Raw genomic sequence first — 12,832 nt, forward strand, 5'->3', positions numbered from 1 at the left:
CCTTATTTTGTTGGTGAGATTGTACAGAATATACGATATAATTTAATATCCGAGTCTGGAACATCCAGCGGATTTAAATCGACCAGTAAAACAACGGTAGAATGTTCTCCTCGCCAGGTATAATAGGCGATTTTATCTTCTTTTGAACCGTCAATAGTATGTGTTTCGCCGAAACTTTTATTTATTCCATTTGCCAGTTTTACAAAACTTAAAGCAGCATATTCAGGTGAAGCCGCCGCAAAAAATCTGTTTATCGAGCACAATTTGCCGTCTTTAAACTCCAGCTGTATATCAGGAGCAGCTAATATATCGTATTGTTCCAAACTGTTATCTTCATATTCAATCGTATAAACCACTGAACCATCATCATTATTTTTAACAGATATCACCTCATATTTAGACAAAATATCATTAACATCTTCTCCAAAATAAAATTCTTTATAACCGTTCTCATCTTTCGGAAAAGCCAGTGCAGTAGCTGAAATTATCATTATTCCTAAAATAATAAATATGTTAACTATTTTTTTCATACAGACAACCTCTTAACAAATTCTTTACCGTCTATTATTACATCAAAATTTTGTTTTTCATCATTCCATTTTAAATAAATCTTACCTTCAAAGAATTCGTCTTCATGCAAATTTTTATCTTTTCTAAAATACCTCATAGTTAAAATATTATCTTGAACTTTTAAGTCTCCATAACTTATATCTTCAATGTTTTCATATTTAAAATATTTTTTCGTTATTTCTTCCGTATCAATATATTTTATAAATTTACCATTCGGCATTTTAGCTATAAAAGTATACATCAACGGAGGATTTATTGGATAAATAACTATTTCTGCATCAGTGTTTATTTTATATACATTATAAACAAAGTATTTTCTATCTATTGTATTTTTTATATCTTTATCACCAAATTTAAATATATCTTTATCCAAGTCATAATGAAAATATAATGCATCTTTTCCGTCACCCATACGAGCTATGCCTTTTTTATAACCCTTTTCTTCATCATTCTCATCAAAATAAACACCAGAATTAATAATTGTACCATAGTAAAATGTAAAACCTTGATTAGGAAATTGCCCAAAAGCGCCAATTTGAACTGGTTGCGAAAACTGCATAGCAAAACAGTTTCCTGAAAACAACAAACATATAAACATCATCAATCCCAAAAACCTTCGCATGATTTTCATCTCCTAACTTAATTAATAACTTGTTTAACACTAAACCATTGTGCTTTATCGTCCCATTTAAAATAAAATTTCCCTTTTGTTCCCGAGCTGTAATAGTCAATAATTATCGTATCACCTTGCGTAGAGAGGTTTTTATATATAACATGAGTATTTTCCCCAAAGTATCGTTTAGTTATTTCTTTCGTATCAATATACTTTACAAATTGTCTACTAAGAGAATTAATCTCCCTGCCAATAATAATATAATCGGCTTTTATATTATATATTGAGTATACAGAACGCGTTTCAAAACGGGTTTCATTGCCAATATGATTATGTTTCATATCGTATATTGGATATACAAAGCTAGTCTTACTGTATTGAATTTGATAAATATCACTGCTCCATATATCTTCCGATATAGTATTGTTCAGTGCATTACCGCCAATGTTTAAACATTTTTCCGTATTATAATAAAGATATAAATCATCTGTTCCCTCACCAAAATGAGCAATTCCCTTTTCAGCGCCAAAAGTATCATCTTTTACATATCTTCTTCTAATCTCAGGAAAAAATTGCACGCTATTAGAAGCCGCTCCACTAATAAATACACCACCACCTTGTTTAAAATCTATCGTTCCAATTTTTAACGGCTGGGAAAACTGTATTGCATAACAGGTTTCAGACAGTATAAAACACATACATAAAATTATTCCCCAAATTTTTGTCATTTACATCATCTCCCTGTATCATTGGAAATCCGTTTAACGTCGAACCATTGAGCTTTATCATTCCATTTGAAATGAATTTCACCCATTTCTCTTTTAAATGCACTATGTTTTTCATCAACACAGTTATATTTCATAATCAGGGTGTTTCCTTGTGTAGATAAGTTGTTATATCTAACAGTTACATCCGGAGGAAAATATTTTTCTGTTACTTCGTTTGTATCTATATAATTTATGAATATGCCGTTAGATTTTCTGCCTATAATAGTATATCCTTCCGGCGGATTGCGCGTCCTAATTATCTTATACGGTGTATATAATGGATATAATGTTAATCCTTCATCCGTGTTAATTTTGAAAAGAGTAAAATTAAGACCGTTTATAGAAACTGTATTTTTTAAATTTTCACTACCCAAATAAAACTTCGTCTTATCTTTTTTTCGATAATAATGTACATACAAGGCATCTTCATCGTTTCCAAAACGTGCTAAACATTCCCAAGAAGGTGAGATAAAAACCTTTGTAGCATTATCAAAATTAATTCCCTGTGGATCTTTAAAAGAAAGAGAATGCCAAAGAGGAGGATGAAAAATTCCTATTGTTCCAATTTTTACTGGTTGAGAAAACTGCATAGCAAAACAATTTCCTGAAAACAGCAAAAATATAAATATCAACAAGCCTAAAATTTTTCGCATAAAATTCATCATCCTTTCTTATAAAACTAAAAAAAGCGGTGTTATATAAAACACCGCTAATAGCCACTTTACTTTTCCTTTTTATCTGTTATAAATAACACTTCATTAAAGTTTTCAACACATACTAATTCGTTTTTTATAACAAAAGACGTCTTTTCCTCTTTTGAAGCTTCCTTTGCTGAAAAAAATGATAAAAATGAAAAAGCAATTGCTATACCAAATAAAATGAGTAATATACCTCTCACGATTGGGTTCATAAAAGTTCTCCTTTTAATTTACAAAATTTATTACTCATTGTAATTCTTTAACAAGTGTAATATATCCTTTACTATTTTAATCAAAAATACTCATATTCATACCAGCTTCTTGTAAAGCTTCAGCATAATCTGGGTCATTTTGTAATTCTTGTTTAAAACTTGCTTTAAACTGTTCATTATTTTTTATTAGATTTTCTAAACGATTAATTGCTTCTGGTGATGTTTTTAAATGCTCTGCATATTCTAAACGCTTAATTTTAGTAGCATTTTTTGCATATGGCATATAATAGAACACTAAAAAGCCCTCTTCACCATCTGTAAATAATCTTGCTTGATAATCACCGTCTTGCCATGTATATCGTACTTTATTCGATATTGCTATACTACTTTTAGCTACTCCCCAATTATTAGTCAAAATTTCCTTTAACTTATCGCCATTTGCATCAAATTTAAATCGTACATTTTCTAATTTACCTTGATAAAATTCTAATCTAACATTTTTATCAAAATACACTCCATTTACATTTAAAGAATCCATTACTACATCATACGCTATAACATCATCTTCATCTAATTGTCTATCTGATTTTACTAAATAATTATTTTCAGAGATTTTCTCTATAGATGTTCCCAATTCTATACGACATATTTTATATAATTGGTCTTGAATAGGATTCACAGAAGCCATGTCTTCCCAACTAGGAAAATTATTTTTTGATGAATAATAATCTACATTTACATTTGATGGCAAAGCATTGGTTATGGATGGTAGACTTATCAGTATCATCAAAACAATGAATGCAATTTGTCTTATTAATATTTTTTGCATAATATTTTACTCCTTCATTAATTACTTTTGGGAAGCCACCATTTGCTTAAATACTTTTAGTTCATTTTCTCCCATATATTTTTCATACATATAAACGGATACATACGCAGTATTTTTATTATTGCTATTTATAGAAGAAAGTGCTTCTGTTAAATCTATATTTGCTATACCTAAAAATATTTTTCCAGTAAACCACGTTGCCATAAAATCATTACCTAGAGGCTTACCATATTGCACAGAAGCAAAACTCACTACATTTTTATACAATTCAGTAGTTTCAGCAGGAGTTGTTGTTACTGAAGTAAAAGATATTCCACATAAATTATTATTTTTAAATTCTAGAGTAATAGGCTGGTCTACTTTTATATCATAAAAATTTAAAGAGAGCACTTGTGCTTCATATTTTGTTATGCCTTCTTCTTCATCATATTCTTCATTTAATAGCTCATATTGCTGCTGAATTTCTTCTATCGGCTGACCGAAATAAAAATCATCAATGCCATTTTCATGCGGGCTAGCAAAAGAACTAGCTGAAAAAAGACAAAGTATACTTAATATCAAAAAAATTTTTCTCATACTCATCCTCTCCTTAGATAAAATATCTTAATCGAATATGCTCATATCCATACCAGCATCTTTTAAAGCTTGTTCATATTCAGGAATATTTTTCATTTGACTTTTAAAATTTTCTTTATACTGAGGATTTTCTTTTATCAGATTTTCCAAATAATGCATATTTTGAGGTGATAATTTCAAACCTTTTGCATATTTCAATAATGAAATCTTCGTTATTTCCTGTTGGTATGGTACATAGTAAAAATTTAAATGCCCTCTACCTTCATATAATAATAAGTTCAATCCATAATCACCATTTATCCATGAATAATTCAACGCACTAAAAGAAGCCATATCAACCGTTTCTGCTATTGGAGTGCCTAAATTTTCTATCAGATGATTTTTTAGCTGTACTCCATCTCCTGTAAACATTAAAAACACATTATTCAAATAATTTTTATAAAAACTCAATTCTGCTTTATCTTCAAAATCTACTCCATACATATATTGTTCTATTAATGATACACGATAACCCATTATATCCTTATTTTTCATTTGTGTTGGCATAGGATTTCTTATTAAATGAACTCTATTAGAAGTATCTTCTAATGAAGCATTTAATTCAACTTTACATAATACATATAATTGTGCTTGTATTGGATTCATATTCTTTGGAAGTTCTATAATAGAAATAGGATTATCTTTTACTTCAGAAAAAGATGTATTCTCTGTCTCTGAAATATTTTCAGATATAGTGTTTTCATTCATACTAAAAGATAAATACGCTAAATTATCCTTTACATTATACGTCATGCACAAAAATATCTTATCAGTAATCCATTCCATACGATTTTTATGAAATGAACTATTACCATATTGTACTGAAGCAAAATTAGCAATCATTTTTTGCTGATTTTCTGCTTCAATTAATGAAACTGTATCAGTATTAAATGTTATTTTATATAATCTATTATTTTTAAAACCTAAAGTAATTGGCTGACTAATTTCCACTCCATAAAAATTTAAAGAAGGAACTTGCGCCTTATAATAGATGACAGCACCATCTTCAACAGTGAATTCTTTATCAGTTAACTCATATTGCTGCTGAATTTCTTCTATCGGCTGACCAAAATAAAAATCATCAATACCATTTTCATGCGGACTAGCAAAAGAAATAGATACCATAAAAAACAATGCTATCACTGTTAAAAATATTTTACGCAAGATATATTTCCTCCTTTAAAATCTTTATTATTTATCTTTTAGTGCTTTCATATATTCTTCCTTTGTTTCATTAAAATCATCATAAAAATCCTTTATTGCTCTACCAAACATAGCAAAAGTATCTTTATCAGCTTCGCGTTTTTCTACTTTTTTAAAAATCACTTTACCTGTATTATCTGTTACTGTAAATTCAGCCGTAAAGTACTGTTCATATACATAATGTTCTTCTGTATATAAATCAAATGTTACAGGTTCATATGTTGTACTTCCATCTGTATCAACATATTCGATATTGGCTTCTTTTGTATATTCTTCTGTTGGTATATATGTTTCTTTTATATTCCATGAAGTTACATTTATCGTTATTACAGCATCTGCTAAAGATTTATCATCAATAATTTTAAAATCATCTAATTTATCTTTTTCTTCATCTAATTTAACCAAATTTTTATAAAGCTCTAATTCCCCAATACTACAACTAGGAGCATAAATTATTTCTGGCTCTACGTAAACTGTTCTTATTTTAGAAAAATCATATACAGGATCTTTCCATGAACTACTTTCTGCAAAAACTATATTAAAATTTGATAGCATAACTAGCATAGTTAATATCATAATAAACTTTTTCACAAAATCACGCTCCCCATCCATTCATAAATAATTATTTTGTCTTATTTAAACTTTTAAAGAAATTTTTCATTGCTCTATCAAACATATTAATATTATCTTTTTGTGCTTCACGACTATCTATGTAAACATATGCTACATAACCATCCTTTGTCATCGCCGTACCTTTCATTGTAAAATAATCATAGTGTTTATAATATCCACCATATTCCTTAATATATGGTGTTTTTGTATATGCTTTATTTCCATATTCGTCTTCATAAGTTACAGTAGTATCATAAGCAATATCCGTATATTTATATATATATTCATCTCGTTTATTCCAATCAATAAGACTTATCGTAACTACTAAGTCCGCTATATCTTTATTTGATACTATTCTATAATCATCTAAGTATTTTTGATTTTTATTTATGACATTTAATAAATCTGCATTTGTTACATCAAACAAATTTACACCTTCATAATATTCAATATCTGGTTCAATATAAATTTTCTCAACTTGCTTAAAATCTACTCCACAATTCTCCCATTCTACATTTTCAGCAAAGACAATTGATATACTAAAAAATGTTATTATACACATCAATCCTAAAATCCTCATAAAAAGTACTCCTTTCGATTATCATAATCATCTTCTTATTTACTAATAACATAATCACTTTCTTTTTTTACTTGCTTCATAATAAGCCATAAAACTAAAAAACACAGCTAACCCAGCATTATCAGCAGCTCTTTTAGATTCTTCAGCTGCAATTTTAGAATATTTCTCTGTTTCTCGTGCAGCACGTGTTTGTTCTTCAATTAATTGAGTCTGTCTTTTCAATACTAATTCATATTCATAAAGATTTATAGCATCAGTAAGGTTATTGGCTCTACAATCTAATATATAATTTTTTAAAACATTTGAAACTTCCCAATATTTTTGGGGAATTATACATTTAACATACATTTCCTTTTCAAGTCTATAAAATATATTTTCTTCATTTTCTATTAATTTACATAATATAGGCAAATTAACAACAGCTTCCTCTTTAAATTTATGAAAAATTTTTAAATCTTTATTATATGTTTTATCTATTATTATACAATGTCCAATAATTACTATAGATGTTATTAACACAATAAACATAAGAAAGAAAACTTCTTGCTTTTTATTAAAATAATATATAAAAATAGGATCTAAAGTACCATAAAAACCTTCTATGAGTGTATAAATTATCCCTACAAAAAAACTTACTGTTAAAAATAAATATCCAAAATTTTCAATCAAATAAAATATAGGAAATCTAATGTCATCCAAATCTTTCAACCAATTTTTCTTATATTGTTTATCATCTGTATTTAAAGCATTCTGAATTTCATATTTTTTATTATATAAATTTCTTAATTTAGCTTGTTGAATATGCCATTGTTCACAATAATTAAATGAAATATTTAACGTCTTAATATAATCCATATAATTAATCTCCCTATTGTATTATTTTAGCTTTTTCATATATTTGTAAAGTCAATCCTTCTAATTTGTAAACACTAGGTTGAACAATTTCTTTACTATTTTTATTACCAACAGAATGAACTTTAAAATCTTCTATTCTAAATGTTTTTTCTTCATCATTAACATTAACTATATATTCACCATAAGAAAAATCATTATTTATTATTAATACTTTAAACTTATTTTGTTCACTATTATAACTTTCTTTTATATAGTAATATTTAACATCTTTATATTCTCCTACATAAATTTTTTCTTGAGTCAAAACATCATACGGATTTTTATTCATAAATACAATAAATGGAATTATTCCATAAATCATCAAACATACTGCGACAATTGATACTATTATTGCTTTAATTGTCACTTTATTTCACCAACTTTATAAACAATACATTGCTATTAGACTAGCCTTTCTATAATCAATATTTAATAATACAATGACATTAAATTTCAAACATTACAGCATATTTATCAAGAAAATGACTGCGTTGGTTTTCAGCAAGAATTCTATCTGCATCTTCTACTGAAATTACAACATCACATTTATTGACAGTTCTTTCGCGTACTCCAACAGCCTCAATAACAAGTGGTTTTATTCCAGCACGAGAAGTACCAGCAGATACTTTTCCCCAACCTTCAGGGCCTTTTGCATAACCAACTACACCATAATCAATAGCATATTTTTTATCAACATTGTATACACCATAAATTGCTCTACCATTTGTATCATAAATAGCTGGACAGAAAGTTCGTACTAAGCCTTTATCTCTAACATTAATAACAAGTCCGCTATAATTGCCAGAGATACTAACACCTGTACCTGGTACATAATCAACACTTGGAGCTGGAACTGGCACAGGAGCTTTATCACCTACAACAGCTGTAATTGCTACATCAGCAATGCTACCTACGCCATAAACTGGCACTGCCATTGTAACTTTATAAACTCCATCTTGAGCTTCTTCAGAAATAACACGTGCACCTGTAATAATACCATTTACTTTACTATGAATTATATCATCTTTTAACATAAAATTTTCTACAGTAGTTTCAGAATCAATAGCAACTCCTTTTACTGATTCTAAAAGATTTCGTTGTGCATCAACAACAGCAGCTCTTCTAGCCAAAACTTTAGCTGCCCCTGCTGGCATTCCACTTGGCATAGGACCATAACCTTCAGCAGTGATAGTTTCCATAGAATTATTAATTTGATACTGAGCTGCATATACTGCTGTTGGCGCAATATAATCATTAAGCGGTGCAGCTCCAACTGCTACAGAAAACACCAAGACACTTGAAAGAGCTATTAAAGACTTTTTCATAAAAAAACTTCCCTTCTAAAAATAAAATAATAATATTAATAAGCGGAAATACTTAAAGTATTATAGGATAGAGATTGCATATTTATATTAAAATTAACTGCTTGATTTAACTGATTAAATAACGTTTGTGGGGTTCCAGAAAATTTAACAGAAAGTGTTGCTTTGCCATTGTTATAATCTGTTACCATGGAACTTTCTACTCCACGTATTTTTTGCATAGCACTATTAATAGCATTTATTTTATTAAAATCCGTTGCTGTTACTACTACTTCTAAATTTTGACGAGTACTACTGCCATAATTTAAAAGTTTTTCGACTATATAATCTCCCATTTTTTCGCCAGCATCATTTAAAGCTTTTTTCCCAGCAATATATTCAGTTAAATCCGCTGCTGTACCATATGTACCATTAGCAGAAATAATTTGACCTGTTTTAGCAATAAAAATCTTTGCTTCTAAGCGCGCTTTACAAGAAACGATACCTGTATTTCTTCCAGTTGGTAAAAATTTACCAACATCACCAACACCTTCACTAAAAGCTTCTCCAACGATTAAAATATCCACGTTACGACTTCTTGCTATATTTTCCATATCTTGTTTTGTAAGCGCACTTAATTTATTTAAGTTATAACGTGTATCACTAATATCTGTAATACGAGAGAAACCTGCATCAATCAATTTCCTAATTACCGCTGTTTCGCCTGCAGGGTCTGGAACACGTGCTCTAATATGATATTCTGGAATAACTACAGCGATTTTAGGGTCACGTAATTGACGATTAATAATGCCCAAACGCGTAAGTTCATTCATTAATTTAGAATTAGGATTAGTATCCACATTTGCATTAATCATAACTTCATAAGTTCCATCACCGTTCATTTTTTGAGATACAACCGTATAATTTGTAATATAACCACGTGATTGAGTATAAATTTCATCATTTATAAGCATATTATTTTGTACTAATGTAGCTGAATCAACTAATGTTCCTACAGCTTGTTCAACTGCATTTCTAAGCGCATCACGTTCAGCTTCATCAGTAGTTGTCCCGTAACCAGATACAGTAATTTGTTGAGCTGAGGCTACATTAAACCAACAAAAAAACACCATTATACATATATAAATGATTTTTTTCATGGATTATTCACCTCGTTTAATTTTATCGCCAGTTTTAAACGCAGATTTCTCTTTCTTTATTTCAGCTATAGAATAATTTGATTTAACATCTTTAACTTTTACCGTACCAAGAGTTGTTTCTTTTATTCCGAGAATTTCACCCGTTACTGGATGTACGAGAGGCGCACCTTCTTTATAAATAGTATACGTATCACCTTCACGAACGCCATTATCATAGCCCAAATCAAAATAAACAACGTCTTCAGCTCTATCTACATTCAAAACTGTTCCTGTAAGAGGTGTTATTTCATTCATCTTTTCTAAAACTTTATTAGCTGCATTATGCGCTGCTCCACTTATTAAAACACGTTCATTAACAGAAACTCCTGGTGAATACATTTGACTATCTGTATCAGAAATAACATCAGAATACAATACTAAACCTGTTTTGTTATCAACAAAGTGCATTTCAAATGCTACTTTACCTTTATATCCTCTGTATAAAATATTATCAAACGGTATTACTTCGGCTGTAAGTACTTTTCCAACTAAAGTATAATCGGCGCCAGATAAATTACCTATTTCAATAGCTGATTTGCTATCTACGACACCAGAATTTTGTAATCCAAGTTCACGAAAAATTTGGTCTAATTGAGCACGTTCTACTACTTCATAATTTTTATTTTGTACAAGTCCGCTAAATATATTAGATTCTAAATTACTACAAGCTAAAGTACCATAACGAGATTTAGCTCCATTAGCAAAAGTTCCTATTGCCACTTTTTTTACTGCTGCTTCAGTAGTTATAAATGTTCCCATTAAAATAAAAACAAATACAAAAATACTTGTTAACCGTAAAATAAATTTCTGTTTCATATGTAATCCTCCCAAAATAAATAAAAAATAAAATTATTATGTTATAGTAATTAAGTCAGCCTAAAACAACTGGCTTAATTACTATAATAGCCTATGTCATCCTTATAAAGTTGTCACATCATAAAAACTGTCTGCTTGATTATCAAAAAATCTCATATTATATGCCATATAAAAAGCCATTTCCGCCATTGCAACAATATCTGGTTCTGTTGTATTTAAATCCATATAATTAGAATTTTTGTATTTATAATGATAATCGCCATATAAATTAGTAAATACTACACTATGTGCATCAATATTATATTTAAATTCCCATGTATTCATTTTTCTATCCATCGGCTTAGAAACATCTGCACTAAATTCATTGACCTTTATTGTGTAATACGGTGGATTATAATTTGAAACTTTTAATGAAGTTTTATCCAAATAATAATCAACATGATTATCACTTACATTAGAATAATTATTGCAATAAATCTGCACATATTTTTCTGGATAATCAAGATCAAGGCCAGCACAATCAAAGCCCATATCATTTAACTCAGAACTTAATTTAGCATTATCTTTAGCAAAACTCATTCGTTCTAAGAATATCCCTGTCAAAATTCTTTCCCATACACTTGGTTTATCTTCTTTATATTCATAATCAGGTGGTGGTGGAGGTGCTTCTCTAGATGATAAAATTACCGGTTTAGGAGATACTACTGTAAATTTTTTCAACGATTTTCTTGGTAATTTATCTCTTTTCGGTTTATTTATCGGTGGTTGAAAACCCTTATTTTCCAGCTTATGTTCTGGTCTTCTTCCTACATTCATATTTGGCTTTTGCCCTGGTTTAGTCATCGGCGGCTTAAAACCATTATTTCCTGGCTTATGTTCCGGTCTTCTTCCCACATTCATATTTGGCTTTTGCCCTGGTTTAGTCATCGGCGGTTTAAAACCATTATTTCCTGGCTTATGTTCCGGTCTTCTTCCCACATTCATATTTGGCTTTTGTCCTGGTTTAGTCATCGGTGGTTTAAAACCATTATTTTCCGCTCTATGTTCTGGTTTTCTTCCTACATTCATATTTGGCTTTTGCCCTGGTTTAGTCATCGGTGGTTTAAAACCATTATTTTCCGCTCTATGTTCTGGTTTTCTTCCCACATTCATATTTGGCTTTTGCCCTGGTTTAGTCATCGGCGGTTTAAAACCATTATTTCCTGGCTTATGTTCCGGTCTTCTTCCCACATTCATATTTGGCTTTTGTCCTGGTTTAGTCATCGGTGGTTTAAAATTATTATTACCTGATTTATTTACATTTACTTTCGATACTGGTTTATGTACTGGTGGATTTGGTCTATTTGGTCTATTTACATTGGATTTTACTGGTGGTCTATGTACCGACGGCTTTGGTCTATTAGCATTAGGCTTTGTTACTGGTTTATGCATTGGCGGTTTCGGTTTATTTACATTAGGCCTTGTTGGTGGTTTATGCATTGTTGGTTTTGGTCTATTTACATTAGGCCTTGTTGGTGGTTTATGCATTGTTGGCTTTGGTCTATTCACATTTGGTTTTGCTGCTGGTTTATGCTCTGTTTTCTTTGGTGGTGGTTGTTTCTTTTCCGTTTGATTAGGCGGTGGTGGTGGTACAGGTGCAGCCTCTGCCCAATTTATATGTATATAATTTAAAGACGTACAAAGGAAAAAAGCTATTGATACCACACCTATTTTCTTTTTTAAATTTTTTAACATAATTAAGACCCCTTTAAATGATTATATAAAATCATTATTATATCTTTTCATTACCCAATTAAATATAAATTTAAAAATCGTAAATTAATATAATTAATGACTTTACTAATTTACATTCATAATACTTTGATATAAAAAGTATATAAGTTAAAAATAAGTTTGTCAATGAACCCCACTTCATTTAATAAA

Annotated in this window: 16 protein-coding genes; all 16 read right to left on the reverse strand. The window is 29.5% G+C overall.

The annotated features are described in order from the left end of the window. Positions 1-2: 2 nt before the first annotated feature. Entirely contained in the window at positions 3-530 is a 528-nt protein-coding gene (locus CKV65_RS04335; RefSeq protein ID WP_027890735.1) for a hypothetical protein, read from the reverse strand. Next, the gene (locus tag CKV65_RS04340) at positions 527-1,180 is read right to left on the reverse strand and encodes a hypothetical protein (RefSeq protein WP_162141202.1); all 654 of its coding nucleotides are present in this window, start codon (positions 1,178-1,180) and stop codon (positions 527-529) included. Before CKV65_RS04340 ends, CKV65_RS04335 begins: the two co-directional genes overlap by 4 nt. A 29-nt stretch (positions 1,181-1,209) precedes the next feature. After that, positions 1,210-1,911, reverse strand: coding sequence for a hypothetical protein (locus CKV65_RS04345; RefSeq protein ID WP_027890737.1), 702 nt, complete (start codon positions 1,909-1,911; stop codon positions 1,210-1,212). A 5-nt stretch (positions 1,912-1,916) separates the two neighbouring features. Further along, positions 1,917-2,603, reverse strand: coding sequence for a hypothetical protein (locus tag CKV65_RS04350; protein WP_027890738.1), 687 nt, complete (start codon positions 2,601-2,603; stop codon positions 1,917-1,919). 68 nt (positions 2,604-2,671) lie between these two features. Further along, complete coding sequence (locus tag CKV65_RS04355; RefSeq protein ID WP_027890739.1) at positions 2,672-2,860, reverse strand: hypothetical protein; 189 nt, start codon at positions 2,858-2,860, stop codon at positions 2,672-2,674. A 76-nt stretch (positions 2,861-2,936) separates the two neighbouring features. Next, a complete protein-coding gene (locus CKV65_RS04360; protein WP_027890740.1) occupies positions 2,937-3,689 on the reverse strand; it encodes a hypothetical protein in 753 nt (250 codons plus the stop codon). 21 nt (positions 3,690-3,710) lie between these two features. Beyond that, positions 3,711-4,265, reverse strand: a complete 555-nt coding sequence (locus tag CKV65_RS04365) for a hypothetical protein (protein ID WP_027890741.1) — start codon at positions 4,263-4,265, stop codon at positions 3,711-3,713. A 27-nt stretch (positions 4,266-4,292) separates the two neighbouring features. After that, positions 4,293-5,468 (reverse strand): hypothetical protein, encoded by a 1,176-nt coding sequence (locus CKV65_RS04370; RefSeq protein WP_027890742.1) that lies wholly within the window; start codon positions 5,466-5,468, stop codon positions 4,293-4,295. A gap of 27 nt (positions 5,469-5,495) precedes the next feature. Continuing rightward, on the reverse strand, positions 5,496-6,098 hold the full coding sequence (locus CKV65_RS04375; RefSeq protein WP_027890743.1) for a hypothetical protein: 603 nt from the start codon (positions 6,096-6,098) through the stop codon (positions 5,496-5,498). Positions 6,099-6,129: 31 nt separating this feature from the next. After that, a complete protein-coding gene (locus CKV65_RS04380) occupies positions 6,130-6,699 on the reverse strand; it encodes a hypothetical protein (protein WP_027890744.1) in 570 nt (189 codons plus the stop codon). A gap of 54 nt (positions 6,700-6,753) precedes the next feature. Then, positions 6,754-7,554, reverse strand: a complete 801-nt coding sequence (locus tag CKV65_RS04385; RefSeq protein WP_027890745.1) for a hypothetical protein — start codon at positions 7,552-7,554, stop codon at positions 6,754-6,756. A gap of 13 nt (positions 7,555-7,567) precedes the next feature. Continuing rightward, complete coding sequence (locus tag CKV65_RS04390) at positions 7,568-7,960, reverse strand: hypothetical protein (RefSeq protein ID WP_027890746.1); 393 nt, start codon at positions 7,958-7,960, stop codon at positions 7,568-7,570. A gap of 79 nt (positions 7,961-8,039) precedes the next feature. Further along, entirely contained in the window at positions 8,040-8,918 is an 879-nt protein-coding gene (locus CKV65_RS04395) for an LPP20 family lipoprotein (RefSeq protein ID WP_027890747.1), read from the reverse strand. A gap of 35 nt (positions 8,919-8,953) precedes the next feature. Further along, entirely contained in the window at positions 8,954-10,054 is a 1,101-nt protein-coding gene (locus CKV65_RS04400; RefSeq protein WP_027890748.1) for an LPP20 family lipoprotein, read from the reverse strand. A 3-nt stretch (positions 10,055-10,057) separates the two neighbouring features. Further along, positions 10,058-10,909, reverse strand: coding sequence for a CsgG/HfaB family protein (locus CKV65_RS04405; protein WP_027890749.1), 852 nt, complete (start codon positions 10,907-10,909; stop codon positions 10,058-10,060). A gap of 102 nt (positions 10,910-11,011) precedes the next feature. Next, the gene (locus tag CKV65_RS04410; protein WP_095197686.1) at positions 11,012-12,643 is read right to left on the reverse strand and encodes a hypothetical protein; all 1,632 of its coding nucleotides are present in this window, start codon (positions 12,641-12,643) and stop codon (positions 11,012-11,014) included. Between the last annotated feature and the right edge of the window lie 189 nt (positions 12,644-12,832).

The sequence above is a fragment of the Megamonas hypermegale genome, assembly GCF_900187035.1.
GTDB lineage: Bacteria > Bacillota > Negativicutes > Selenomonadales > Selenomonadaceae > Megamonas > Megamonas hypermegale.